At 50.6% G+C, this 24,442-nt stretch carries 21 protein-coding genes, 1 tRNA gene, 2 other RNA genes and 1 pseudogene; 14 read left to right on the plus strand and 11 right to left on the minus strand.

All coding sequences use genetic code 11. The features are described from left to right. The first annotated feature begins 6 nt into the window (after positions 1-6). The 5 genes from BEB54_RS28870 (at position 7) to pnuC (ending at position 2,517) form a co-directional block, all read left to right on the plus strand. A non-coding RNA gene (locus BEB54_RS28870) (RtT sRNA) lies at positions 7-174 on the plus strand. 33 nt (positions 175-207) lie between these two features. Continuing rightward, positions 208-283: transfer RNA gene (locus BEB54_RS23890), tRNA-Lys, on the plus strand. A gap of 33 nt (positions 284-316) precedes the next feature. Next, a non-coding RNA gene (locus BEB54_RS23895) (RtT sRNA) lies at positions 317-439 on the plus strand. A 277-nt stretch (positions 440-716) separates the two neighbouring features. Further along, positions 717-1,760, plus strand: a complete 1,044-nt coding sequence (gene nadA, locus BEB54_RS23900) for a quinolinate synthase NadA (protein ID WP_105277793.1) — start codon at positions 717-719, stop codon at positions 1,758-1,760. A 37-nt stretch (positions 1,761-1,797) separates the two neighbouring features. Continuing rightward, positions 1,798-2,517 carry a nicotinamide riboside transporter PnuC gene (gene pnuC, locus BEB54_RS23905; protein ID WP_032183721.1) on the plus strand — a complete coding sequence of 240 codons (720 nt, stop codon included), beginning with the start codon at positions 1,798-1,800 and terminating at the stop codon, positions 2,515-2,517. On the opposite strand, the gene zitB is transcribed toward pnuC, so the two are convergent. Next, complete coding sequence (gene zitB / locus BEB54_RS23910; RefSeq protein ID WP_032183722.1) at positions 2,514-3,455, minus strand: CDF family zinc transporter ZitB; 942 nt, start codon at positions 3,453-3,455, stop codon at positions 2,514-2,516. The two genes, pnuC and zitB, sit on opposite strands and share 4 nt — an antisense overlap. A 113-nt stretch (positions 3,456-3,568) precedes the next feature. Next, positions 3,569-3,949 (minus strand): YbgS-like family protein, encoded by a 381-nt coding sequence (locus tag BEB54_RS23915; protein ID WP_000784342.1) that lies wholly within the window; start codon positions 3,947-3,949, stop codon positions 3,569-3,571. Between the two features lie 315 nt (positions 3,950-4,264). Here BEB54_RS23915 and aroG point away from each other — a divergent pair, with 315 nt between their 5' ends. Then, positions 4,265-5,317, plus strand: a complete 1,053-nt coding sequence (gene aroG, locus BEB54_RS23925) for a 3-deoxy-7-phosphoheptulonate synthase AroG (protein WP_089575663.1) — start codon at positions 4,265-4,267, stop codon at positions 5,315-5,317. Between the two features lie 157 nt (positions 5,318-5,474). Here aroG and gpmA read toward each other — a convergent pair whose 3' ends face one another. The 7 genes from gpmA to modE all read right to left on the minus strand — a co-directional run bounded on the left by gpmA (position 5,475) and on the right by modE (position 13,279). Beyond that, complete coding sequence (gene gpmA / locus BEB54_RS23930; protein WP_001295305.1) at positions 5,475-6,227, minus strand: 2,3-diphosphoglycerate-dependent phosphoglycerate mutase; 753 nt, start codon at positions 6,225-6,227, stop codon at positions 5,475-5,477. 202 nt (positions 6,228-6,429) lie between these two features. Then, positions 6,430-7,470 carry a galactose-1-epimerase gene (galM, locus tag BEB54_RS23935; protein ID WP_105277792.1) on the minus strand — a complete coding sequence of 347 codons (1,041 nt, stop codon included), beginning with the start codon at positions 7,468-7,470 and terminating at the stop codon, positions 6,430-6,432. Continuing rightward, positions 7,464-8,612 (minus strand): galactokinase, encoded by a 1,149-nt coding sequence (galK, locus tag BEB54_RS23940; protein ID WP_105277791.1) that lies wholly within the window; start codon positions 8,610-8,612, stop codon positions 7,464-7,466. The genes galM and galK overlap by 7 nt, the downstream gene beginning before the upstream one ends. Before the next feature lie 3 nt (positions 8,613-8,615). Further along, positions 8,616-9,662, minus strand: a complete 1,047-nt coding sequence (gene galT / locus BEB54_RS23945) for a galactose-1-phosphate uridylyltransferase (protein WP_105277790.1) — start codon at positions 9,660-9,662, stop codon at positions 8,616-8,618. Positions 9,663-9,671: 9 nt separating this feature from the next. Next, entirely contained in the window at positions 9,672-10,688 is a 1,017-nt protein-coding gene (galE, locus tag BEB54_RS23950; RefSeq protein ID WP_001265443.1) for a UDP-glucose 4-epimerase GalE, read from the minus strand. 262 nt (positions 10,689-10,950) lie between these two features. Then, positions 10,951-12,423, minus strand: coding sequence for a molybdate ABC transporter ATP-binding protein ModF (modF, locus tag BEB54_RS23955; protein ID WP_032183730.1), 1,473 nt, complete (start codon positions 12,421-12,423; stop codon positions 10,951-10,953). A gap of 67 nt (positions 12,424-12,490) precedes the next feature. Continuing rightward, on the minus strand, positions 12,491-13,279 hold the full coding sequence (gene modE, locus BEB54_RS23960; protein ID WP_001147432.1) for a molybdenum-dependent transcriptional regulator: 789 nt from the start codon (positions 13,277-13,279) through the stop codon (positions 12,491-12,493). Positions 13,280-13,407: 128 nt separating this feature from the next. Here modE and acrZ point away from each other — a divergent pair, with 128 nt between their 5' ends. The 4 genes from acrZ (at position 13,408) to modC (ending at position 16,246) form a co-directional block, all read left to right on the plus strand. Beyond that, on the plus strand, positions 13,408-13,557 hold the full coding sequence (gene acrZ, locus BEB54_RS23965) for a multidrug efflux pump accessory protein AcrZ (RefSeq protein WP_000891515.1): 150 nt from the start codon (positions 13,408-13,410) through the stop codon (positions 13,555-13,557). A gap of 165 nt (positions 13,558-13,722) precedes the next feature. After that, positions 13,723-14,496 carry a molybdate ABC transporter substrate-binding protein gene (gene modA, locus BEB54_RS23975; protein WP_000101978.1) on the plus strand — a complete coding sequence of 258 codons (774 nt, stop codon included), beginning with the start codon at positions 13,723-13,725 and terminating at the stop codon, positions 14,494-14,496. Further along, positions 14,496-15,185: a molybdate ABC transporter permease subunit gene (gene modB / locus BEB54_RS23980; RefSeq protein WP_000604034.1), complete on the plus strand. Its 690-nt coding sequence runs from the start codon at positions 14,496-14,498 to the stop codon at positions 15,183-15,185. Before modA ends, modB begins: the two co-directional genes overlap by 1 nt. A gap of 2 nt (positions 15,186-15,187) precedes the next feature. Continuing rightward, on the plus strand, positions 15,188-16,246 hold the full coding sequence (gene modC / locus BEB54_RS23985) for a molybdenum ABC transporter ATP-binding protein ModC (protein ID WP_105277789.1): 1,059 nt from the start codon (positions 15,188-15,190) through the stop codon (positions 16,244-16,246). Here the strand turns inward: modC and ybhA are convergent, their stop codons facing one another. Then, a complete protein-coding gene (ybhA, locus tag BEB54_RS23990; protein ID WP_032302725.1) occupies positions 16,247-17,065 on the minus strand; it encodes a bifunctional pyridoxal phosphate/fructose-1,6-bisphosphate phosphatase in 819 nt (272 codons plus the stop codon). Positions 17,066-17,219: 154 nt separating this feature from the next. On the opposite strand from ybhA, the gene pgl reads away from it, so the two are divergent. Beyond that, positions 17,220-18,215: a 6-phosphogluconolactonase gene (gene pgl / locus BEB54_RS23995; protein WP_000815435.1), complete on the plus strand. Its 996-nt coding sequence runs from the start codon at positions 17,220-17,222 to the stop codon at positions 18,213-18,215. A gap of 40 nt (positions 18,216-18,255) precedes the next feature. On the opposite strand, the gene BEB54_RS24000 is transcribed toward pgl, so the two are convergent. Further along, entirely contained in the window at positions 18,256-19,209 is a 954-nt protein-coding gene (locus tag BEB54_RS24000; RefSeq protein ID WP_010361054.1) for a LysR family transcriptional regulator, read from the minus strand. Positions 19,210-19,392: 183 nt separating this feature from the next. On the opposite strand from BEB54_RS24000, the gene BEB54_RS24005 reads away from it, so the two are divergent. The 3 genes and pseudogenes from BEB54_RS24005 (at position 19,393) to BEB54_RS24015 (ending at position 24,397) form a co-directional block, all read left to right on the plus strand. Further along, complete coding sequence (locus BEB54_RS24005; RefSeq protein ID WP_105277788.1) at positions 19,393-20,445, plus strand: 4-oxalomesaconate tautomerase; 1,053 nt, start codon at positions 19,393-19,395, stop codon at positions 20,443-20,445. A gap of 75 nt (positions 20,446-20,520) precedes the next feature. Then, positions 20,521-21,953: pseudogene (locus tag BEB54_RS24010) on the plus strand (anion permease). Between the two features lie 182 nt (positions 21,954-22,135). Continuing rightward, positions 22,136-24,397: a hydratase gene (locus BEB54_RS24015; protein ID WP_105277786.1), complete on the plus strand. Its 2,262-nt coding sequence runs from the start codon at positions 22,136-22,138 to the stop codon at positions 24,395-24,397. The last annotated feature ends 45 nt before the right edge of the window (positions 24,398-24,442 follow it).

Below are 24,442 nucleotides of genomic sequence, written 5' to 3' on the forward strand. Positions count from 1 at the left end.
GGTCGTTAGCTCAGTTGGTAGAGCAGTTGACTTTTAATCAATTGGTCGCAGGTTCGAATCCTGCACGACCCACCAATTTAAAGGTGGTTACTGGTAGAGAATGTGAAGGATAACGTTGCGTCAGCAACGGCCCGAAGGGCGAGACGAAGTCGAGTCATCCTGCACGACCCACCATCCTGAATGATTAAAGCAGCATAATCCCGCAAGGGGTCGTTAGCTCAGTTGGTAGAGCAGTTGACTTTTAATCAATTGGTCGCAGGTTCGAATCCTGCACGACCCACCAATGTAAAAAAGCGCCCTAAAGGCGCTTTTTTGCTATCTGCGATATTCAAAGATTCGAACCTGCTGCAGGTTCGAGTAGAGCGCAGCGAAACAACGGAGCCGCTTGCGGCGACGGCCCGAAGGGCGAGCGAAGTGAGTCATCCTGCACGACCCACCAATGTAAAAAAGCGCCCTAAAGGCGCTTTTTTGCTATTCAGGCATCTCTCAATTTCAATTCTTGACCCTGATGACATACTCCGCGCTTGCTGCGTAAACGACTCTACGTCGGAGGAATAAGACGCAAAGTGTGGCATTCGTCATCTCATACGTATTTCGAGTGACTTTTCCCCACCATTCGACTATCTTGTTTAGCATATAAAACAAATCATGCCGATAATAGCGAATATCACGCTTATGTCGGTTTTAATGTTAAGCCTGTAAAACGAGATGGTAAGATGAGCGTGATGTTTGATCCTGAAGCGGCGATTTATCCTTTCCCCCCGAAGCCGACGCCGTTAAGCATTGATGAAAAAGCGTATTACCGCGAGAAGATAAAACGTCTGCTAAAAGAACGTAATGCGGTGATGGTTGCCCACTACTATACCGATCCCGAAATTCAACAACTGGCAGAAGAAACCGGTGGCTGTATTTCTGATTCTCTGGAAATGGCGCGCTTCGGTGCAAAGCATCCCGCTTCTACGTTGTTAGTCGCTGGGGTGAGATTTATGGGAGAAACCGCCAAAATTCTCAGTCCGGAAAAAACAATTCTGATGCCGACACTTCAGGCTGAATGTTCACTGGATCTCGGCTGCCCTGTTGAAGAATTTAACGCATTTTGCGATGCCCATCCCGATCATACTGTCGTCGTCTACGCCAACACTTCTGCTGCGGTAAAAGCGCGGGCAGATTGGGTGGTAACTTCAAGCATTGCCGTCGAACTTATTGATCATCTGGATAGTTTGGGTGAAAAAATCATCTGGGCACCCGACAAACATCTGGGGCGTTACGTGCAAAAACAGACGGGCGCAGACATTTTATGCTGGCAGGGTGCCTGCATTGTGCATGATGAATTTAAGACTCAGGCGTTAACCCGCTTGCAAAAACAATACCCGGATGCTGCCATACTGGTGCATCCAGAATCACCGCAAGCTATTGTAGATATGGCGGATGCGGTCGGTTCCACCAGTCAACTGATCGCTGCTGCGAAAACATTGCCACATCAGCGACTTATCGTGGCAACCGATCGGGGTATTTTCTACAAAATGCAGCAGGCGGTGCCAGATAAAGAGTTACTGGAAGCACCAACCGCGGGTGAGGGCGCAACCTGCCGCAGCTGCGCGCATTGTCCGTGGATGGCCATGAATGGCCTTCAGGCCATCGCAGAGGCATTAGAACAGGAAGGAAGCAATCACGAGGTTCATGTTGAGGAAAAGCTGCGAGAGAAGGCGCTGGTGCCGCTCAATCGTATGCTGGATTTTGCGGCTACACTACGTGGATAACTAATAATAAGGCGTCACGTTACGCTTTGGGGGAAAGATGGATTTTTTTAGTGTGCAGAATATCCTGGTACATATACCAATAGGAGCAGGCGGTTATGATCTCTCATGGATCGAAGCGGTAGGCACGATCGCCGGGTTGCTGTGTATTGGCCTTGCCAGTCTGGAGAAGATCAGCAACTACTTCTTTGGCCTGATCAACGTCACCTTGTTTGGCATTATTTTCTTTCAGATTCAGCTGTATGCCAGCCTGCTATTACAGGTGTTTTTCTTTGCCGCGAATATTTACGGTTGGTATGCGTGGTCGCGACAAACCAGTCAGAACGAGGCGGAGTTGAAAATTCGCTGGTTGCCATTGCCGAAGGCGCTCAGCTGGTTGGCGGTTTGCGTTGTTTCGGTTGGTCTGATGACGGTATTTATCAATCCGGTGTTTGCATTTTTGACCCGCGTGGCAGTCATGATCATGCAAGCATTAGGATTACAGGTTGCGATGCCTGAACTGCAACCGGACGCTTTCCCGTTCTGGGATTCCTGCATGATGGTGTTATCTATCGTGGCAATGATTCTGATGACGCGTAAGTATGTGGAAAACTGGCTGTTGTGGGTGATTATTAACGTGATTAGCGTCGTTATTTTTGCACTTCAGGGCGTTTACGCCATGTCTCTGGAGTACATCATCCTGACCTTTATTGCCCTCAACGGCAGCCGGATGTGGATCAACAGCGCACGCGAAAGAGGTTCACGCGCGCTGTCCCATTAATGATGATGATGTGAATGGCCAGACACCCCTTCATTCAGGTGGCAGTCTGGCCCATGACAAGGTTGATATTCCATCTGAATAGTGGCGTGCTCAATCTGATAGTGATCCATCAGGTAGTGTTGGATCTGATCTAACAAGGCATCGTGATCGTGTGGCGGGATCACCTGCACATGCAGCGTCATCACCGGCTTCTCGCCTACCATCCATACATGTACATGGTGCACATTGCGGACTTCCGGGATTTCCCGGCACATACGACGCTTCAGTTCGGCGATATCCAGCGATACCGGTGCACCTTCAAGTAATTCATTCACGCTATCTTTCAACAGTCGCCACGCGCTACGCAGAACCAGAAGCGACACCAGTATTGAGAGAATGGGGTCAGCAGGTGTCCAGCCGGTCCAGATAATAATCAACGCGGCAATAATAGCCCCAACCGAACCCAGAAGGTCCCCGAGGACATGCAGTGCCGCTGCTCGCACGTTGAGGTTTTTCTCTTCGCTGCCGTGATGAAGTAACCAGAAAGAAAGTATATTTGCCAGTAGCCCAGCCACGGCAATTGCCATCATCATGACGCCCTCGACCGGACGCGGCGTGCGGAAGCGTTCTATCGCCTCCCAGACAATCAAAATAGTAATCACCACCAGGGCGATGGCATTCACAAACGCCGCGAGCGTGGTCAATCTTAGCCAACCGAAAGTGTGGCGAATGGTGGGAGGACGACGGGAAAATTGCACTGCGAGTAGGGCGAAAAGCAGGGCGGCAGTATCGGTCAACATATGACCCGCATCGGCCAGCAATGCCAGAGAACCGGAAAGAAAACCACCAATGACTTCTACGAGCATAAACCCGGCAGTTACGCCGAAAGCATACAACAAGCGACGAGCATTATTATCTTCTGGCAGGTGTGAGGAAGTGTGTGAGTGTGAGTGCGCCATGACGAGTCATCCCTTAATTATTCTCACTTAACTTTATGACATCATACTGCTTTTAGAAGGGAAAAATTAAAAGGGAGAGACTCCGCTCTCCCATTATTGGCTATTTCGCAGGGTTACTGCGTGGTACCGTCGGTTTTGGTATCGACATCATTGTTGATGCCATCACCGGTTTGGACTTTTTTATTGATATCCGGGCAGCGACCATCTTTGCACATGGTGTTCTTGTGCTCTTCATCTTTGGTCATGCCGTCATTGTTCATTGAAGAACCATCCGGATGCAGCATTGTGCCGCCAGAACCGGTATTTACCCCGTTATTGTCGACGTTATTTGGCGCGACATTTTCACGGGCATCAGGGGCTACCTGGCCCGCATCAGCTGCGGCGTTTGCCTGGCCGTTATTGCTTTGCGCTCCGCTATCGGCAGCCAGTGCGGCTCCGCTGGCAAGGCTTAGAGTGGCAGTCAGAAATAGTGTGGCCAGTTTTGTCATTTTCATAGGATGCTCCTGTTATGGTCGTTATGTCGGATAACCTCTTCCAACAGTGCATTTGCAGGTGAATATAAGGCAATGGTTTAAGATTTCAGCCAGGTTATAAAACGCAGCAGAGAATCTTGAAATAATTAACAAACAAAGGAGTTACAGTTAGAAATTGTAGGAGAGATCTCGTTTTTCGCGACAATCTGGCGTTTTTCTTGCTAATTCCAGGATTAATCCGTTCATAGTGTAAAACCCCGTTTACACATTCTGACGGAAGATATAGATTGGAAGTATTGCATTCACTAAGATAAGTATGGCAACACTGGAACAGACATGAATTATCAGAACGACGATTTACGCATCAAAGAAATCAAAGAGTTACTTCCTCCTGTCGCATTGCTGGAAAAATTCCCTGCTACTGAAAATGCCGCGAATACGGTTGCCCATGCCCGAAAAGCGATCCATAAGATCCTGAAAGGTAATGATGATCGCCTGTTGGTGGTGATTGGTCCGTGTTCTATTCATGATCCCGTCGCGGCTAAAGAGTATGCCACTCGCTTGCTGGCGCTGCGTGAAGAGCTGCAAGATGAGCTGGAAATCGTGATGCGCGTCTATTTTGAAAAGCCGCGTACCACGGTGGGCTGGAAAGGGCTGATTAACGATCCGCATATGGATAACAGCTTCCAGATCAACGACGGTCTGCGTATTGCCCGTAAATTGCTGCTTGATATTAACGACAGCGGTTTGCCAGCAGCGGGTGAATTTCTCGATATGATCACCCCGCAATATCTCGCGGACCTGATGAGCTGGGGCGCAATTGGCGCACGTACCACGGAATCGCAGGTGCACCGCGAACTGGCATCAGGGCTTTCTTGTCCGGTCGGCTTCAAAAATGGCACCGACGGTACGATTAAAGTGGCTATCGATGCTATTAATGCCGCCGGTGCGCCGCACTGCTTCCTGTCCGTAACGAAATGGGGGCATTCGGCGATTGTGAATACCAGCGGTAACGGCGATTGCCATATCATTCTGCGCGGCGGTAAAGAGCCTAACTACAGCGCTAAGCACGTTGCTGAAGTGAAAGAAGGGCTGAACAAGGCAGGCCTGCCAGCACAGGTGATGATCGATTTCAGCCATGCTAACTCGTCGAAACAATTCAAAAAGCAGATGGATGTTTGTGCTGACGTTTGCCAGCAGATTGCCGGTGGCGAAAAGGCCATTATTGGCGTGATGGTGGAAAGCCATCTGGTGGAAGGCAATCAGAGCCTCGAGAGTGGGGAACCGCTGGCCTATGGCAAGAGCATCACCGATGCCTGCATTGGCTGGGAAGATACCGATGCTCTGTTACGTCAACTGGCGAATGCAGTAAAAGCGCGTCGCGGGTAAAGTTTAATTGTCGGATGCGCCGTCACAGTGGTTATCCGATGAATCACCGTAGGCCTGATAAGACGCGCAGCGTCGCATCAGGCAATGTGCTCCATTGTTAGCAACAAAAAAGCCGACTCACTTGCAGTCGGCTTTCTCATTTTTAAGCGAATGACGTTTACTTCGCTTTACCCTGGTTAGCAACGGCCGCTGCTTTCGCCGCGATCTCGTCAGCATTACCCAGATAATAGCGTTTCAGCGGTTTGAAATTCTCGTCGAATTCATAAACCAGTGGCACGCCAGTCGGGATATTCAGCTCAAGAATCTCTTCTTCGCTCATGTTATCGAGATATTTCACCAGCGCACGTAACGAGTTACCGTGTGCGGCGATGATTACGCGCTCACCGCTCTTCATACGCGGCAGAATGGTTTCATTCCAGTAAGGGATCACGCGGTCAATGGTCAGCGCCAGGCTTTCCGTCAGTGGCAGTTCTTTCTCGCTCAGCTTCGCGTAACGTGGATCGTGACCCGGATAACGCTCATCATCTTTAGTCAGTTCCGGCGGAGTCACTGCAAAACCACGACGCCACTGTTTCACCTGCTCGTCGCCATACTTTTCAGCGGTTTCCGCTTTATTCAGACCCTGCAACGCACCGTAGTGACGTTCGTTCAGTTTCCAGGATTTCTCAACGGGCAGCCATGCCTGATCCAGTTCGTCCAGCACATTCCACAGGGTATGGATAGCGCGTTTCAGCACAGAGGTGTAAGCAAAATCAAAGCTGTAACCTTCCTCTTTCAGCAGCTTACCAGCTGCTTTTGCTTCGCTTACGCCTTTCTCAGACAGATCCACGTCGTACCAACCGGTAAAACGGTTTTCTTTGTTCCACTGACTTTCGCCATGACGAACCAGAACCAGCTTAGTTACAGCCATATACTTACTCCTCAAACCATCTTTTAATGATAATAATTCTCATTATATTGCCGTGACGAAGCAACAGCAATGCTTACGCATAACCATAGCGAAAATAGTGTCGCAGTGTAAGGTTGTTGTGAATATTGAGTTGCAAATATGTCGGTGTTTGCTGGTGATTTGAGCAATATAAGGAGAAAGCCCTCATCGCGAGGGCTTAAAGTTATTCAGCTATAAACTGATATTCTGTCAGGCTGGAATACTCTTCGCCAGGACGCAGGAAGCAGTCCGGTTGCGGCCATTCAGGGTGGTTTGGGCTGTCCGGCAGGAACTCGCTTTCCAGCGCCAGGCCCTGCCAGTCGGCGTAAGGTTCAGTTCCCCGTGACGGCGTGCCACCAAGGAAGTTGCCGGAGTAAAATTGCAGAGCCGGAGCGGTGGTGTAGACCTTCAGTTGCAATTTTTCATCTGCTGACCAGACATGCGCCGCCACTTTCTTGCCATCACCTTTAGCCTGTAACAAGAACGCGTGATCGTAACCTTTCACTTTGCGCTGATCATCGTCGGCAAGAAATTCACTGGCGATGATTTTGGCGCTGCGGAAATCAAAAGACGTTCCGGCGACAGATTTCAGGCCGTCGTGCGGAATGCCGCCTTCATCAACCGGCAGATATTCGTCTGCCAGAATCTGCAGCTTGTGATTGCGTACGTCAGACTGCTCGCCGTCGAGGTTGAAATAGACGTGGTTAGTCATATTCACCGGGCAAGGTTTATCAACCGTGGCGCGATAAGTAATGGAGATACGGTTATCGTCGGTCAGACGATATTGCACCGTCGCGCCGAGATTCCCCGGAAAGCCCTGATCGCCATCTTCTGAACTCAGGGCAAATAGCACCTGACGATCGTTCTGATTCACAATCTGCCAGCGACGTTTGTCGAACCCTTCCGGGCCGCCGTGCAGCTGGTTAACGCCCTGACTTGGCGAAAGCGTCACGGTTTCACCGTCAAAGGTATAACGACTATTGGCGATACGGTTTGCATAACGACCAATAGAGGCCCCCAGAAACGCGGCCTGATCCTGATAGCATTCCGGGCTGGCGCAGCCGAGCAGCGCCTCGCGGACGCTGCCATCGGAAAGCGGAATACGGGCGGAAAGTAAAGTCGCACCCCAGTCCATCAGCGTGACTACCATCCCTGCGTTGTTACGCAAAGTTAACAGTCGGTACGGCTGACCATCGGGTGCCAGTGCGGGAGTTTCGTTCAGCACTGTCCTGCTCCTTGTGATGGTTTACAAACGTAAAAAGTCTCTTTAATACCTGTTTTTGCTTCATATTGTTCAGCGACAGCCTGCTGTACGGCAGGCACCAGCGCTTCCGGGATCAGTGCGACGATACAGCCGCCAAATCCGCCGCCGGTCATGCGTACGCCACCTTTGTCGCCAATCACAGCTTTGACGATTTCTACCAGAGTGTCAATTTGCGGCACGGTGATTTCGAAATCATCGCGCATAGAAGCATGAGACTCCGCCATCAACTCGCCCATACGTTTCAGGTCGCCTTGCTCCAGTGCGCTGGCTGCTTCAACGGTACGGGCGTTTTCAGTCAGGATATGACGCACGCGTTTCGCCACGATCGGGTCCAGTTCATGTGCAACAGCGTTGAACTCCTCAATAGTGACATCGCGCAGGGCTGGCTGCTGGAAGAAACGCGCGCCGGTTTCGCACTGTTCACGACGGGTGTTGTATTCGCTGCCAACCAGGGTACGTTTGAAGTTACTGTTGATGATGACGACAGCCACACCTTTCGGCATGGAAACCGCTTTGGTGCCCAGTGAGCGGCAATCGATCAGCAAGGCATGATCTTTTTTGCCGAGCGCGGAAATCAGCTGATCCATGATCCCACAGTTACAGCCAACAAACTGGTTTTCTGCTTCCTGGCCGTTAAGTGCGATTTGTGCGCCGTCCAGCGGCAGATGATAAAGTTGCTGCAATACGGTTCCGACCGCGACTTCCAGTGAAGCGGAAGAACTTAACCCTGCACCCTGCGGCACATTGCCGCTGATCACCATGTCCACACCGCCAAAGTTGTTGTTACGCAGTTGCAGATGTTTCACTACGCCACGGACGTAGTTAGCCCATTGATAGTTTTCATGAGCGACAATGGGTGCATCAAGGGAAAACTCGTCAAGCTGATTTTCATAATCGGCTGCCATCACGCGAACTTTACGGTCATTGCGTGGCGCACAGCTAATCACGGTTTGATAATCAATCGCGCAGGGCAGAACGAAACCGTCGTTGTAGTCGGTGTGTTCGCCAATAAGATTCACGCGGCCAGGCGCCTGAATGGTATGAGTGGCAGGGTAGCCAAATGCATTGGCAAACAGAGATTGTGTTTTTTCTTTCAGACTCATTACTTACACTCCGGATTCGCGAAAATGGATATCGCTGACTGCGCGCAAACGCTCTGCTGCCTGTTCTGCGGTCAGGTCTCGCTGGGTCTCTGCCAGCATTTCATAACCAACCATAAATTTACGTACGGTGGCGGAGCGCAACAGAGGCGGATAAAAGTGCGCGTGCAGCTGCCAGTGTTGATTCTCTTCGTCATTAAATGGCGCGCCGTGCCAGCCCATAGAGTAGGGGAAGGAGCACTGGAAGAGGTTGTCATAACGACTGGTCAGCTTTTTCAACGCCAGCGCCAAATCGCTGCGCTGGGCGTCGGTCAAATCGGTGATCCGCAAAACGTGGGCTTTGGGCAGCAGTAGCGTTTCGAACGGCCAGGCAGCCCAGTAAGGCACAACGGCTAACCAGTGTTCGGTTTCGACAACGGTACGGCTACCGTCTGCCAGCTCGCGCTGAACATAATCCACCAGCATTGGTGATTTCTGCCCGGCGAAATATTCTTTTTGCAGGCGGTCTTCGCGCTCAGCTTCGTTAGGCAGGAAGCTATTTGCCCAAATCTGTCCGTGCGGATGCGGGTTAGAGCAGCCCATCGCCGCGCCTTTGTTTTCAAAGACCTGCACCCACGGGTATGTTTTCCCCAGTTCTGCGGTTTGCTCCTGCCAGGTTTTGACGATTTCCGTCAATGCCGCAACGCTCAGTTCTGGCAGCGTTTTACTGTGATCCGGTGAAAAGCAGATCACCCGGCTGGTACCGCGCGCGCTCTGACAACGCATCAAAGGATCGTTGCTTTCTGGCGCATCTGGCGTGTCAGACATCAAGGCCGCAAAGTCATTAGTGAAAACGTAAGTCCCGGTGTAATCGGGGTTTTTATCGCCTGTCACCCGCACATTACCTGCGCAGAGGAAGCAATCTGGATCGTGCGCAGGTAACATCTGTTTGGCTGGCGTTTCCTGCGCCCCCTGCCAGGGGCGCTTAGCGCGGTGCGGTGAAACCAGAATCCATTGCCCGGTGAGCGGGTTGTAGCGGCGATGTGGATGATCAACGGGATTAAATTGCGTCATGGTCGTTCCTTAATCGGGATATCCCTGTGGATGGCGTGACTGCCAGTGCCAGGTGTCCTGCGCCATTTCATCGAGTGTGCGCGTCACGCGCCAGTTCAGTTCACGGTCGGCTTTGCTGGCGTCCGCCCAGTAGGCCGGAAGGTCGCCCTCGCGACGCGGTGCAAAATGATAGTTAACCGGTTTGCCGCAGGCTTTGCTGAAGGCATTAACCACGTCCAGCACGCTGCTGCCTACGCCAGCGCCGAGGTTGTAGATGTGTACGCCTGGCTTGTTCGCCAGTTTTTCCATCGCCACGACGTGACCGTCCGCCAGATCCATTACGTGGATGTAATCACGCACGCCAGTACCATCTTCGGTCGGATAATCGTTACCAAAAATCGCCAGCGAGTCGCGACGGCCTACAGCAACCTGGGCGATGTATGGCATCAGGTTATTCGGAATCCCTTGCGGATCTTCGCCCATATCACCCGACGGATGCGCGCCAACTGGGTTGAAGTAGCGCAGCAGGGCAATGCTCCAGTCCGGCTGGGCTTTTTGCAGATCGGTGAGGATCTGTTCCACCATCAGCTTGCTTTTGCCGTAAGGGCTTTGCGGTGTGCCGGTCGGGAAGCTTTCAACATATGGAATTTTGGGCTGATCGCCATAAACGGTGGCGGAGGAGCTAAAGATAAAGTTTTTGACGTTAGCGGCGCGCATGGCGCTAATCAGGCGCAGAGTACCGTTGACATTGTTGTCGTAATATTCCAGCGGTTTTTGTACCGATTCGCCAACGGCTTTCAGCCCGGCGAAGTGGATCACGGTGTCGATAGCGTGATCGTGCAGGATCTCGGTCATCAACGCTTCGTTACGGATATCGCCTTCAACAAACGTTGGATGTTTGCCGCCTAAACGCTCGATAACAGGCAGTACGCTGCGCTTACTGTTACAGAGGTTATCAAGAATGATGACATCATGACCGTTTTGCAGTAATTGCACACAGGTATGACTTCCAATGTAACCGCTACCACCGGTAACCAGAACTCTCATAATTCGCTCCATTAGGCTTATGGTATGAAATAACCATAGCATAACAAAGATGCGAAAAGTGTGACATGGAATAAATTAGTGGAATCGTTTACACAGGAATTTAGCCGTTTTTTATGCGCGATTAAGTGATTATAAAACAGCGGCTTTATGAATGATTGCGCTTTTTATCTGAAAAAAAAGACGCGGTTTCATGCCTGGATGCGTCGAACTGTAGGCCGGAGAGGGCGCTTAGGCCGCCTCCGGTACAGTCAGCATTACCGACTCAGTTTATTTTTGTCAGCGCATAACGATAGAGGTCACCGTCCGGCACGAACTCAAGACGATGGGAAATACAGGCGGGCGCATCTTCGGCGTGGTGTGAAACAAACAATAATTGCGTTTCACCTTCGCTAATCAGCACATCAACAAAACGGCGGATAAGCTGGCGATTGAGCGGATCAAGCCCCTGTAGTGGTTCATCAAGAATAAGCAACGTCGGATGCTTCACCAGTGCGCGAACGATCAGCGCCAGACGTTGCTGTCCCCAGGAAAGACTATGGTAAGGCGCGTCAGCCGTGCGTTTATCAATGCCGAGAATATCCAGCCACTGCTGCACCAGTTTTTGCTGGCGATCTGAAACGGCCTGATAAATGCCAATCGAATCAAAATAGCCAGAAAGGATCACATTACGCACGGTAGTGCTGACCCGGTAATCCAGATGCAAACTACTGCTGACGTAACCGATATGCTTTTTGATGTCCCAGATGGTTTCGCCGCTGCCGCGACGTCGTCCAAAAAGCGTCAAATCGTTGCTGTAACCTTGCGGATGATCGCCTGTAATCAGGCTTAATAGCGTCGATTTTCCCGCGCCATTTGGCCCGACAATTTGCCAGTGCTCGCCTGGATTCACCTGCCAGCTAAGGTTATTAAGAATGGGGCGATCGTTATAAGAAACCACGCCATTTTTCAGCACAATGCGCGGTTCGTTGGTGGGTAAGGCGTGACGTGCTGAAGGCACATCCGGCTCTGGCAGTTGTACACCTTCAAGCCGCTCGCTATGCGCCAGTTGCGCGACAAGTGCCTGCTGCAGCAGTTCCTCTTTAGCACCAGTTTCCGCTAACGTGCAATCCGCCAGCACACCAGCAAACTGGACAAATTCCGGGATCTCATCGAAGCGATTGAGCACCAGTACCAGGGTAATACCGGACTGATGTAACGAGGCGAGTCGCTCAGCCAGCTGCTGACGTGAGGCAACATCAAGGCCATCGAACGGCTCATCAAGAATCAACAAGTCTGGCTCCGACATCAGCGCCTGACAGAGCAGGGTTTTTCGCGTCTCGCCAGTGGAAAGGTATTTAAAGCGTCGGTCGAGGAGGGCGGTAATACCGAACTGCTGCGCCAGTTGTATGCAACGCGGTGCATCCTTTACTTCATCCTGAATGATTTCAGCCGTAGTGCGTCCGGTGTCATCTTCGCCAGAGGCGAGCATATCGGTGTTATTCCGCAGCCATTCGTCGCTGACGAGCTTTTGCAATTGCTCGAAGGAGAGACGAGTAATATGGGAAAACTGACTTTGCCGTTCACCTTTCAAAAGCGGAAGTTCCCCCGCCAGCGCGCGGGCCAGCGCCGATTTCCCGCTGCCATTAGAACCGACAAACGCCCAACTATCACCCGCGTTTAACGTTAGCTGAGGCAATTGCAGCGTTTTTGTGTCGCCAAGACGAAACGTGCCTTGCAAAATTTGCAATGATGACATTTTATATCCCATTTTTTGCAGCGATTACTGACAGGGATACGTGTTTCATAACAAATTGTCAACACGCTTAGCAAAGCGTAGCGATAATCACGCTGTCGGCGTTAAAGTAAGCCGTGGCATTCTGCCCTTGTTCAAGAGAAGCTGCTTCATTTATCGGCACCGTGGCGCACAGAGTTTGCCCGTCAGGTAGCGCCATTAATACTTCGCACTGTTCTGCACCGCGCTCTATATGACGAATAATGCCCGGCAATTGGTTGTCGGCACCCTGGGCGACAGTGTCATCCTGAGTAATGTTCACCCACGGCGCTTTCAGCAGAATCAACACTTCTTTGCCTTCATCCAGTCCCAGACGTGCGCCACTTTGTGCGGTAATCGCGACTTTAAGGCGTGTTTTGCCATCGGCCAGTAAGACATCAACATGTTGTTGAATGTCATCATGATCGCGGGCGGTGATGGTGCCAAACCACTGGTTACGGGCACTGGTCTGCAGTGAAAAACGTGAGATCGCGGCCAGCAGGCTGTTCAGCGGCAGGGCGTCATCGTCACTTAACACATCAAAGGCTTTTTGCTGGATTTGCGCCAGTAAATCATAGAGCTGAATCAGTCGCTGACCATAGCGGGTCAGTACTGCGCCGCCGCCACCTTTACCGCCTGTTGCGCGCTCAACCAGAATATGCTCACTTAACTGATTCATCTCGTTAATGGCATCCCAGGCGCTTTTATAGCTGATACCGGCATCTTTCGCTCCCTGGCTAATGGAACCGGAAAGCGCAATGTGTTTTAGTAGCGAAATGCGGCGCGGGTCGGCGAATAATTTTTGTTGAAGCTTAAGGGTGAGAAGGATTTCGGCCTGCATAACAATGTCCTGGCAAAAGTCTTATTGTGACGGAAAACGAGCGCCACGCAAAGCTGACCGCACAAAAGGGGAGTGCTTTTCTGTGCTTAGCGGTTAGAATAGTCTCATGACTATATCTGGAGTTGACCATGTTAGAGTTATTAAAAAGTCTGGTATTCGCCGTAATCATGGTACCTGTCGTGATGGCCATCATCCTGGGTCTGATTTACGGTCTTGGTGAAGTATTCAACATCTTTTCTGGTGTTGGTAAAAAAGACCAGCCCGGACAAAATCATTGATTCTCTGAATGCCCGCGTAGTCGGGCATTTTCTTTTTCTCAACTTCCTGCTTTTCCTGCCGATATTTTTTTCATCAACCTCACAAAGGTTAGCAATAACTGCTGGGAAAATTCTGAACTTGCCGTTATATTGTCGCCTACATAACGTCACATTAAGGGGTTACCAATGGCTCGTAAATGGTTGAACTTGTTTGCCGGGGCGGCATTCTCTTTCGCTGTTGCTGGCAATGCACTGGCAGATGAAGGAAAAATCACGGTGTTCGCCGCCGCATCACTGACTAACGCAATGCAGGACATCGCTACGCAGTATAAAAAAGAGAAAGGCGTAGATGTCGTCTCTTCTTTCGCCTCGTCTTCTACCCTGGCCCGTCAGATTGAAGCGGGTGCGCCTGCGGATCTGTTTATTTCTGCCGATCAGAAATGGATGGATTATGCGGTTGATAAAAAAGCGATCGATACGGCCTCGCGTCAGACTCTACTCGGTAATAGCCTGGTTGTTGTAGCACCGAAAGCCAGCGAGCAGAAAGATTTCTCCATTGACAGCAAAACCAACTGGACTTCGCTGCTGAATGGCGGTCGCCTGGCGGTTGGTGATCCGGAACATGTTCCCGCTGGCATTTATGCAAAAGAAGCACTGCAAAAACTGGGCGCATGGGATACGCTCTCCCCGAAACTGGCTCCGGCGGAAGATGTTCGTGGCGCGCTGGCGTTGGTCGAACGCAATGAAGCGCCGCTGGGTATTGTTTACGGTTCTGACGCTGTTGCCAGCAAAGGGGTAAAAGTGGTTGCCACCTTCCCGGAAGATTCACATAAAAAAGTGGAATATCCGGTTGCTGTTGTGGAAGGACATAACAATGCGACAGTAAAAGCATTTTATGATTATCTGAAGGGACCGCAGGCTGCGGAAATTTTTAAACGCTACGGATTTACAACCAAGTAATGATACTGACCGATCCAGAATGGCAGGCGGTTTTATTAAGCCTGAAAGTTTCTTCCCTGGCTGTGCTGTTTAGCCTGCCGTTTGGGATCTTTTTTGCCTGGTTACTGGTGCGTTGCACATTTCCGGGCAAAGCTCTGCTCGACAGCGTACTGCATCTACCGCTGGTGTTACCGCCCGTGGTCGTCGGTTACTTGTTATTAGTTTCGATGGGACGGCGCGGATTTATCGGTGAACGTCTGTATGACTGGTTTGGCATTACCTTCGCCTTTAGCTGGCGTGGCGCGGTTCTCGCTGCCGCCGTGATGTCGTTTCCGTTGATGGTGCGGGCAATTCGTCTGGCGCTGGAAGGGGTTGATGTCAAACTGGAACAGGCCGCAAGAACATTGGGGGCAGGGCGCTGGCGCGTGTTCTTTACTATCACGTTACCGCTGACCTTACCGGGAATTATCGTCGGTACGGTACTGGCATTCGCTCGTTCGCTTGGTGAGTTTGGGGCAACGATCACCTTTGTTTCTAACATTCCTGGCGAAACGCGAACCATTCCTTCAGCCATGTATACCCTGATCCAGACCCCCGGCGGGGAAAGTGGTGCGGCGAGACTGTGCATTATCTCTATTGCGTTGGCGATGATCTCCCTGTTGATTTCTGAATGGCTGGCCAGAATCAGCCGTGAACGGGCGGGGCGCTAATCATGCTGGAACTGAATTTTTCCCAGACGTTGGGCAATCATTGCCTGGCCATTAATGAAACGCTGCCCGCCAATGGTATCACCGCTATCTTTGGTGTCTCCGGAGCTGGAAAAACCTCGCTGATTAATGCCATCAGTGGGCTGACACGTCCGCAAAAAGGGCGGATTGTCCTCAATGGTCGGGTACTAAATGACGCCGAAAAAGGGATCTGCCTTTCGCCAGAAAAGCGTCGCGTTGGTTATGTGTTTCAGGATGCGCGGCTGTTTCCGCATTACAAAGTACGTGGAAATCTGCGCTACGGCATGGCGAAAAGCATGGCCGATCAGTTCGATAAGCTGGTGGCGCTTTTAGGCATTGAACCGTTGCTTGACCGTTTACCAGGCAGCCTGTCCGGAGGCGAAAAACAGCGTGTGGCGATTGGGCGGGCTTTGCTGACAGCACCGGAATTGCTGTTGCTGGATGAACCACTGGCCTCGCTGGATCTTCCGCGAAAACGCGAGCTATTGCCTTATCTGCAACGGTTGACGCGGGAAATCAACATTCCAATGCTCTATGTCAGCCATTCGCTGGATGAGATCCTCCATCTGGCAGACCGAGTGATGGTACTGGAAAACGGCCAGGTGAAAGCGTTCGGTGCGCTGGAAGAAGTCTGGGGCAGTAGCGTAATGAATCCATGGTTGCCGAAAGAGCAACAAAGCAGCATTCTGAAAGTAACGGTACTGGAACATCATCCGCGTTACGCGATGACCGCGCTGGCGCTGGGCGATCAGCATTTGTGGGTTAATAAGCTGGATGAACCGCTGCAAGCCGCGCTACGCATCCGCATCCAGGCTTCCGATGTTTCTCTGGTTTTACAACCGCCGCAACAAACCAGCATCCGCAATGTGCTGCGCGCCAAAGTCGTCAATAGCTATGACGACAACGGTCAGGTGGAAGTGGAATTGGAAGTCGGCGGTAAAACGCTGTGGGCGCGAATAAGCCCGTGGGCCAGGGATGAACTGGCGATCAAACCTGGCCTGTGGCTATACGCGCAAATTAAAAGTGTCTCGATAACCGCCTGATTAAATCAGGTGGTTATAAATGAACTGGGCAATGCTGTCGGTGGTGTTATCACCAATCACAATGTTGGCACGCGCTTTTACTGCGTCATCAGCGTTGCCCATCGCCACGCCTGTACCAGCGGCTTCCAGCATACTGATATCATTAAAATTATCGCCGAATGCGACGACGTTTTCCATCGACCAGCCTTGCGCCTCAACCCATTTCGTCAGGCGTTTACCTTTGCTGTTACCACCGCGGGCAATATCAACCTGATCGTGCCAGGACCATTCACACTCCAGTCCCAATTCATGTTCAACATGCTTACCAAAATGCTGCAATTGCGGCAGGTCATCGTGTGTCAGGGCGAACTTCCATACTGCGTTAACTTCCTGCGCTGTCTCGGCCAGTGAAGCAACCTGGGTAAAGGTCGGACGCTGTTCCGGCGGCAGGGTTTGCGCCCAGTTAGACGTGCGAATGACATGCCCGGTCGGGTGCTCATAGACCATTGCATCATCCACATACATCAGACCGTGAATGTGGTGTTCATTCAGCATCTCAATGAGTTGCAGGGCTTTATTAACGGGCATTGGATCGGCTTCAAGCACTGTTTTTGCATGATAATCATACAAATAGGTGCCATTACAGCAAATAGCAGGTGTATCCAGCGCCAGCGCCTGATAAAAAGGATGAATAGCGACGTGATGGCGGCCCGTGACGATGATTAATTGATAGCCTGCTTCGCGAGCGCGGGCCAGGGCTTCTATCGATGAAGGAAGCAAGGTTTTTTTCGGGGTCAATAAGGTGCCGTCTAAGTCGAGTGCAATCACGCGTGTGGTCATGGCGTATTCCAGATTAAGGTTAAGAATTTTCGTCTGCGCGAATGGTACACCGATACCACTATCGGACAAAATTCTGCGTTTTAATTCAGCATTCACCGCCAAAAGCGACTAATTTTAGCTGTTACAGTCAGTTGCTAAATGCAAAGGAGCATTCATGAAGCAAACAGTTTATATCGCCAGCCCTGAGAGCCAGCAAATTCACGTCTGGAACCTGAATCATGAAGGCGCACTGACGCTGACACAGGTTGTCGATGTGCCGGGGCAGGTGCAGCCGATGGTGGTCAGCCCGGACAAACGTTATCTCTATGTTGGTGTTCGCCCTGAGTTTCGCGTCCTGGCGTATCGTATCGCCCCGGACGATGGCGCACTGACCTTTGCCGCAGAGTCTGCGCTGCCGGGTAGCCCGACGCATATTTCCACCGATCACCAGGGGCAGTTTGTCTTTGTAGGTTCTTACAATGCGGGTAACGTGAGCGTAACGCGTCTGGAAGATGGCCTGCCAGTGGGCGTCGTCGATGTGGTCGAGGGGCTGGACGGTTGCCATTCTGCCAATATCTCACCGGATAATCGTACGCTGTGGGTTCCGGCATTAAAGCAGGATCGCATTTGCCTGTTTACGGTCAGCGATGATGGTCATCTGGTGGCGCAGGACCCTGCGGAAGTGACTACCGTTGAAGGGGCCGGCCCGCGTCATATGGTATTCCATCCAAACGAACAATATGCGTATTGTGTCAATGAGTTAAACAGCTCAGTGGATGTCTGGGAACTGAAAGATCCGCACGGCAATATCGAATGTGTCCAGACGCTGGATATGATGCCGGAAAACTTCTCCGATACCCGTTGGGCGGCTGATATTCATATCACCCCGGATGGTCGTCATTTATACGCCTGCGACCGTACCGCCAGCCTGATTACCGTTTTCAGCGTTTCGGAAGATGGCAGCGTGTTGAGTAAAGAAGGCTTCCAGCCAACGGAAACCCAGCCGCGCGGCTTCAATGTTGATCACAGCGGCAAGTATCTGATTGCCGCCGGGCAAAAATCTCACCACATCTCAGTTTACGAAATTGTCGGCGAGCAGGGTCTACTGCATGAAAAAGGCCGTTATGCGGTCGGGCAGGGGCCAATGTGGGTGGTGGTTAACGCACACTAACCGCTGATTCACCCGGCGCAGTATCTCCTGCGCCGGAGTATTACCCCATTTCCTGTAACGCATGTCTTTGGCGTTCGACGATATTGGTCCACAAGTTGTCTTTATCGTCAGTCCACAAATTAATCAGCAAGGCAAAAAAGCGTTCTGCTGCCGGAGAAAGTACGGCATCTTTGCGGCGAATAATCCCCAATGTCCGACGTATAACGGGTTCCACCAGCGGGATACCAATAATGGAAGAATAGGGCGCATGGGGCATTGCAAGACCAGGAAGCGCTGAAATCCCCAGTCCCGCCTCTACCAGTCCTAACGACGTCGAAAGATGACGCACTTCGTAAAACCAATCCAGCTTCCAGGGCTTGTCGGCCAGTTGCTGTTCTATCAGCAGTCGGTTGCCGCTGGAGGAGCGTACGCCAATCATTTTGTAACCTACTAACTCCTGCCATTCTACAAGCTGCTTTTTGGCTAATGGGTGGTCACGCCGACAGGCCAGCACAAACGGCTCGTTGACCAGTGGGGTAAAATCAATGGATGAATTTGTGACGTTGTTCATGTTTATGCCAAAGTCTGATTCGTTACACAGCACCGATTCCATGCAATTATTCGTGCCTTGTTCCAGAATCCGCACTTTAATATTGGGATACAGCTCATTAAATTTACCGATTGCCAGTGGTAAAAAATAAAATACTGCGGTCGGAATACACGCTAACGTCACCATACCACGATGATAAGCATTCATATCACGAATATTAAAAAGCGTTTCATCGAATTTCTTTATTAATTCCCGCGCCTCCGGGAGCAACCTTTTTCCTGCTTTTGTTAACGTAACCTTGCGAGTTGTACGCTCAAATAGTTGAATATGTAAATCCTCTTCCATCTTTTTTATTCTTCGCGTTAATGCAGGTTGTGTAATATTGAGTAATTTAGCGGCATTGTTAAATGAACTGGACTCTGCCAGTATGACAAATGCCTTCATACTTGATAATTCATGCTTCATTATTACTCCAGAAAATGGAAGCGACGATTTTGGGTGACTGGCCGTTAAAAATTTTAACTGCATTTAGCCAACTTAAATTAATGAAAAAATGTTATTAATCGTTGAGCTAAAGTCATTAGAGATGCTTTGCCCTTAATGTAACCATATCGCAATAAGTTATGTTTTTAAATTGAGGGCATTATTATGAAAAAAATACCCTGCGTGATGATGCGAGGTGGAACCTCGAGGGGCGCGTTCCTGTTAGCGGAACATCTACCCGAAGATCAAACGCAGCGCGATAAAATATTGATGGCAATTATGGGTTCCGGTAACGATCTGGAAATTGACGGTATTGGCGGCGGTAATCCACTGACCAGTAAAGTCGCCATAATTAGCCGTTCCAGCGATCCGCGTGCTGACGTCGATTATCTGTTTGCTCAGGTTATCGTCCATGAGCAACGTGTCGACACTACACCTAACTGCGGCAATATGCTGTCTGGCGTTGGGGCATTCGCCATTGAAAATGGTTTGATTACAGCGACTTCGCCAGTTACCCGCGTACGTATCCGCAACGTCAATACGGGTACGTTCATCGAAGCTGATGTGCAAACGCCAAATGGTGTTGTCGAATATGAAGGTAGTGCCAGGATTGACGGTGTACCGGGTACTGCCGCACCAGTTGCGCTCACTTTCCTGAATGCCGCCGGAACAAAAACCGGAAAAGTCTTCCCGACTGATAATCAGATTGATTATTTTGACGATGTCCCGGTGACCTGTATCGATATGGCGATGCCAGTCGTCATTATTCCGGCTGAATATCTGGGAAAAACAGGCTATGAATTACCGACGGAACTGGATGCCGACAAAGCATTATTAGCCCGCATTGAATCTATCCGTCTACAAGCGGGTAAAGCAATGGGCTTAGGTGATGTCAGTAATATGGTTATCCCTAAACCTGTGCTTATTTCTCCTGCGCAGAAAGGCGGGGCAATTAATGTGCGTTATTTTATGCCGCATTCTTGCCATCGCGCGCTGGCGATAACCGGTGCTATTGCTATTTCCAGTAGTTGTGCATTGGAAGGCACCGTCACCCGACAAATCGTCCCTTCTGTAGGATACGGCAATATCAATATTGAACACCCCAGTGGTGCACTCGACGTTCATTTAAGTAATGAAGGTCAGGATGCCACGACGTTACGCGCATCTGTTATTCGGACAACCAGAAAAATATTTTCCGGTGAAGTTTATCTTCCCTGAAAATATTCGTTGTCAGGATAAGGACAATCAATAAAGGACTTCTGTATGAGTCATACAGAAAGAACAGGATTTTAAATGAAAAAAAAATCGTTATGGAAGCTAATTCTGATATTAGCGATCCCATGTATTATTGGCTTTATGCCAGCTCCGGCAGGATTAAGCGAACTGGCGTGGGTGCTTTTTGGTATTTACCTGGCAGCAATCGTCGGGCTGGTTATCAAGCCTTTCCCGGAACCTGTCGTACTGTTAATTGCCGTTGCTGCCTCAATGGTAGTGGTCGGTAATTTATCCGATGGTGCATTTAAGACCACCGCCGTATTAAGCGGTTACTCTTCAGGTACCACCTGGCTGGTGTTCTCGGCGTTTACCTTAAGCGCCGCATTTGTGACCACAGGGTTAGGTAAACGTATTGCCTATTTATTGATTGGCAAAATTGGTAGCACTACCCTTGGACTGGGTTACGTTACGGTATTCCTCGATCTGGTACTGGCTCCGGCAACACCGTCTAACACCGCGCGTGCGGGCGGCATTGTGTTACCGATCATCAACAGCGTGGCGGTGGCTTTGGGGTCAGAACCTGAAAAAGCCCACGTCGTGTTGGACATTATCTGATGATGTCCATTTACATGGTCACTAAAACCACCAGCTATATGTTCTTTACCGCAATGGCGGGGAACATTCTGGCGCTGAAAATGATCAACGACATTCTGCACCTGCAAATTAGCTGGGGTGGATGGGCACTGGCCGCTGGTTTACCGGGCATCATTATGCTGCTGGTCACTCCGCTGGTGATTTACACCATGTATCCGCCAGAAATTAAAAAGGTGGATAACAAAACCATCGCCAAAGCGGGCCTTGCTGAACTGGGGCCGATGAAAATCCGCGAAAAAATGCTGCTCGGTGTCTTTGTGCTGGCGCTGTTGGGCTGGATTTTCAGTAAAACGCTCGGGGTAGATGAATCCACTGTGGCAATCGTTGTTATGGCGACCATGCTGCTGCTGGGGATCGTTACCTGGGAAGACGTGGTGAAAAATAAAGGCGGCTGGAATACCTTAATCTGGTACGGCGGTATTATCGGCTTAAGCTCCTTATTATCGAAAGTTAAATTCTTCGAATGGTTAGCTGAAGTCTTTAAAAATAACCTGGCATTTGACGGCCATGGTAACGTAGCTTTCTTCGTTATTATTTTCCTTAGCATCATCGTGCGTTATTTCTTTGCTTCCGGTAGTGCCTATATCGTTGCCATGTTACCGGTATTTGCCATGCTGGCGAACGTCTCCGGCGCACCGTTAATGTTAACTGCGCTGGCGCTGCTTTTCTCCAACTCCTATGGCGGCATGGTTACTCACTATGGCGGTGCGGCAGGTCCGGTCATCTTCGGCGTAGGCTATAACGATATTAAATCCTGGTGGTTGGTCGGTGCGGTACTGACGATATTAACCTTCCTGGTACATATCACCCTCGGCGTGTGGTGGTGGAATATGCTGATCGGCTGGAACATGCTGTAAATATACTCGTCATACTTCAAGTTGCATGTGCTGCGTCTGCGTTCGCTCACCCCAGTCACTTACTTATTTAAGCTCCTGGGGATTCACTCGCTTGCCGCCTTCCTGCAACTCGAATTATTTAGAGTATATCCATTTATTATCTTTCTGCGCACTTAACGGTGCGCAGATATCTGGAGCATTTGATGATCAAGTTATCTGAAAAAGGCGTGTTTCTCGCCAGTAATAACGAAATAATTGCCGAAGAACATTTCAGCGGCGAAATTAAAAAAGAAGAAGCCAAAAAAGGCACTATTGCCTGGTCTATTCTCTCTTCTCATAATACGTCCGGAAATATGGATAAACTTAAAATTAAGTTTGATTCATTAGCCTCTCACGATATTACCTTTGTTGGTATTGTACAGACCGCTAAAGCGTCCGGTATGGAACGTTTCCCGCTGCCGTATGTGCTGACCAACTGCCATAACTCACTCTGCGCCGTCGGCGGCACCATTAACGGTGATGACCATGTTTTTGGTTTATCGGCAGCGCAGCGTTATGGCGGTATTTTTGTGCCTCCACATATTGCGGTCATCCATCAATATATGCGTGAGATGATGGCAGGCGGCGGCAAAATGATCCTCGGGTCAGACAGCCACACCCGTTACGGTGCGTTAGGTACGATGGCTGTCGGCGAGGGCGGCGGCGAGCTGGTAAAACAACTGCTTAATGATACCTGGGATATCGATTATCCGGGCGTGGTCGCGGTGCATCTAACCGGAAAACCTGCGCCGTATGTGGGGCCGCAGGATGTGGCGCTGGCTATCATTGGTGCCGTGTTCAAAAACGGCTACGTCAAAAACAAAGTGATGGAATTCGTGGGGCCCGGTGTTGCAGCGCTCTCTACCGATTTCCGTAACAGCGTTGACGTGATGACCACTGAAACGACCTGTTTAAGTTCTGTCTGGCAAACTGATGAAGAAGTCCATAACTGGCTGGCGCTGCACGGTCGCGGCCAGGATTATTGTCAGCTTAACCCTCAACCGATGGCGTACTACGATGGCTGCATCAGCGTTGATTTGAGTGCCATCAACCCAATGATTGCGCTGCCGTTCCACCCAAGCAACGTGTATGAAATCGACACGCTGAACCAGAACCTGACCGACATTCTGCGTGAGATTGAAATTGAGTCCGAGCGCGTGGCGCACGGGAAAGCCAAACTCTCGCTGCTGGATAAAGTGGAAAATGGTCGCCTGAAAGTGCAGCAGGGGATTATCGCGGGCTGTTCTGGCGGTAACTACGAAAACGTCATCGCGGCGGCGAATGCACTGCGTGATCAATCCTGTGGCAATGACACCTTCTCGCTGGCGGTTTATCCGTCATCACAGCCGGTGTTTATGGATTTAGCCAAAAAAGGCATGGTAGCAGATTTGATTGGCGCAGGCGCAATCATCAGAACCGCGTTCTGCGGCCCATGCTTCGGTGCGGGTGATACGCCAATCAACAACGGTTTGAGTATTCGCCACACCACGCGTAACTTCCCGAACCGCGAAGGCTCTAAGCCAGCTAATGGTCAGATGTCAGCGGTGGCGTTGATGGACGCCCGTTCTATTGCTGCGACTGCGGCAAACGGAGGCTATTTAACCTCTGCCAGCGAACTCGATTGCTGGGACAACGTGCCGGAGTATGCCTTCGATGTAACGCCGTATAAAAACCGTGTTTATCAGGGCTTTGTGAAAGGGGCGACCCAGCAATCGCTGATCTACGGACCGAACATCAAAGACTGGCCGGAATTGGGCGCGCTGACTGACAATATCGTCCTCAAAGTGTGCTCGAAGATCCTCGACGAAGTGACCACCACCGACGAATTGATTCCTTCCGGTGAAACCTCTTCTTATCGTTCAAATCCGATTGGTCTGGCGGAGTTTACCCTGTCACGCCGTGATCCGGGCTATGTTGGCAGAAGTAAAGCGACTGCCGAGCTGGAAAATCAGCGTCTGGCGGGCAATGTCAGCGAGCTGGCAGATGTATTTGCGCGCATTAAGCAGATTGCTGGTCAGGAGCATATTGATCCGCTGCAAACTGAAATTGGCAGCATGGTCTATGCGGTGAAACCAGGCGATGGTTCTGCGCGTGAGCAGGCGGCGAGCTGCCAGCGTGTGATTGGCGGTCTGGCGAATATTGCCGAGGAATACGCGACTAAACGCTACCGTTCTAACGTCATCAACTGGGGGATGTTACCGCTGCAAATGGCGGAAGCACCAACGTTTGAAGTGGGGGATTACATTTACATCCCTGGCATTAAAGCGGCGCTGGATAATCCAGGTACGACGTTTAAAGGTTATGTGATCCATGAAGATGCGCCGATAACAGAGATTACGCTCTATATGGAAAGTCTGACTGCTGAAGAGCGCGAGATTATCAAGGCGGGTAGTTTGATTAACTTCAATAAAAACCGTCAGATGTAAAAAGCGCCATGTGAATGTAGGTCGCATCCGGCACTTATTGTCGGA

Origin of the sequence: Escherichia sp. MOD1-EC6021 (assembly GCF_002965245.1) — a bacterium.
In the GTDB taxonomy this organism is placed as follows: Bacteria; Pseudomonadota; Gammaproteobacteria; order Enterobacterales; family Enterobacteriaceae; genus Escherichia; species Escherichia coli_F.

Excerpts from the sequence above, each read along its gene's own strand:
- nadA (WP_105277793.1), top strand. The coding sequence starts at position 717 with ATGAGCGTGATGTTTGATCCTGAAGCGGCGATTTATCCTTTCCCCCCG.
- BEB54_RS24000 (WP_010361054.1), bottom strand. The coding sequence starts at position 19,209 with ATGAAGCATGAATTATCAAGTATGAAGGCATTTGTCATACTGGCAGAG.
- modB (WP_000604034.1), top strand. The coding sequence starts at position 14,496 with ATGATACTGACCGATCCAGAATGGCAGGCGGTTTTATTAAGCCTGAAA.
- acrZ (WP_000891515.1), top strand. The coding sequence starts at position 13,408 with ATGTTAGAGTTATTAAAAAGTCTGGTATTCGCCGTAATCATGGTACCT.
- modA (WP_000101978.1), top strand. The coding sequence starts at position 13,723 with ATGGCTCGTAAATGGTTGAACTTGTTTGCCGGGGCGGCATTCTCTTTC.
- pgl (WP_000815435.1), top strand. The coding sequence starts at position 17,220 with ATGAAGCAAACAGTTTATATCGCCAGCCCTGAGAGCCAGCAAATTCAC.
- aroG (WP_089575663.1), top strand. The coding sequence starts at position 4,265 with ATGAATTATCAGAACGACGATTTACGCATCAAAGAAATCAAAGAGTTA.
- zitB (WP_032183722.1), bottom strand. The coding sequence starts at position 3,455 with ATGGCGCACTCACACTCACACACTTCCTCACACCTGCCAGAAGATAAT.
- galT (WP_105277790.1), bottom strand. The coding sequence starts at position 9,662 with ATGACGCAATTTAATCCCGTTGATCATCCACATCGCCGCTACAACCCG.
- ybhA (WP_032302725.1), bottom strand. The coding sequence starts at position 17,065 with ATGACCACACGCGTGATTGCACTCGACTTAGACGGCACCTTATTGACC.
- gpmA (WP_001295305.1), bottom strand. The coding sequence starts at position 6,227 with ATGGCTGTAACTAAGCTGGTTCTGGTTCGTCATGGCGAAAGTCAGTGG.
- pnuC (WP_032183721.1), top strand. The coding sequence starts at position 1,798 with ATGGATTTTTTTAGTGTGCAGAATATCCTGGTACATATACCAATAGGA.
- modF (WP_032183730.1), bottom strand. The coding sequence starts at position 12,423 with ATGTCATCATTGCAAATTTTGCAAGGCACGTTTCGTCTTGGCGACACA.
- galK (WP_105277791.1), bottom strand. The coding sequence starts at position 8,612 with ATGAGTCTGAAAGAAAAAACACAATCTCTGTTTGCCAATGCATTTGGC.
- BEB54_RS23915 (WP_000784342.1), bottom strand. The coding sequence starts at position 3,949 with ATGAAAATGACAAAACTGGCCACACTATTTCTGACTGCCACTCTAAGC.
- modC (WP_105277789.1), top strand. The coding sequence starts at position 15,188 with ATGCTGGAACTGAATTTTTCCCAGACGTTGGGCAATCATTGCCTGGCC.
- BEB54_RS24015 (WP_105277786.1), top strand. The coding sequence starts at position 22,136 with ATGATCAAGTTATCTGAAAAAGGCGTGTTTCTCGCCAGTAATAACGAA.
- BEB54_RS24005 (WP_105277788.1), top strand. The coding sequence starts at position 19,393 with ATGAAAAAAATACCCTGCGTGATGATGCGAGGTGGAACCTCGAGGGGC.
- modE (WP_001147432.1), bottom strand. The coding sequence starts at position 13,279 with ATGCAGGCCGAAATCCTTCTCACCCTTAAGCTTCAACAAAAATTATTC.
- galE (WP_001265443.1), bottom strand. The coding sequence starts at position 10,688 with ATGAGAGTTCTGGTTACCGGTGGTAGCGGTTACATTGGAAGTCATACC.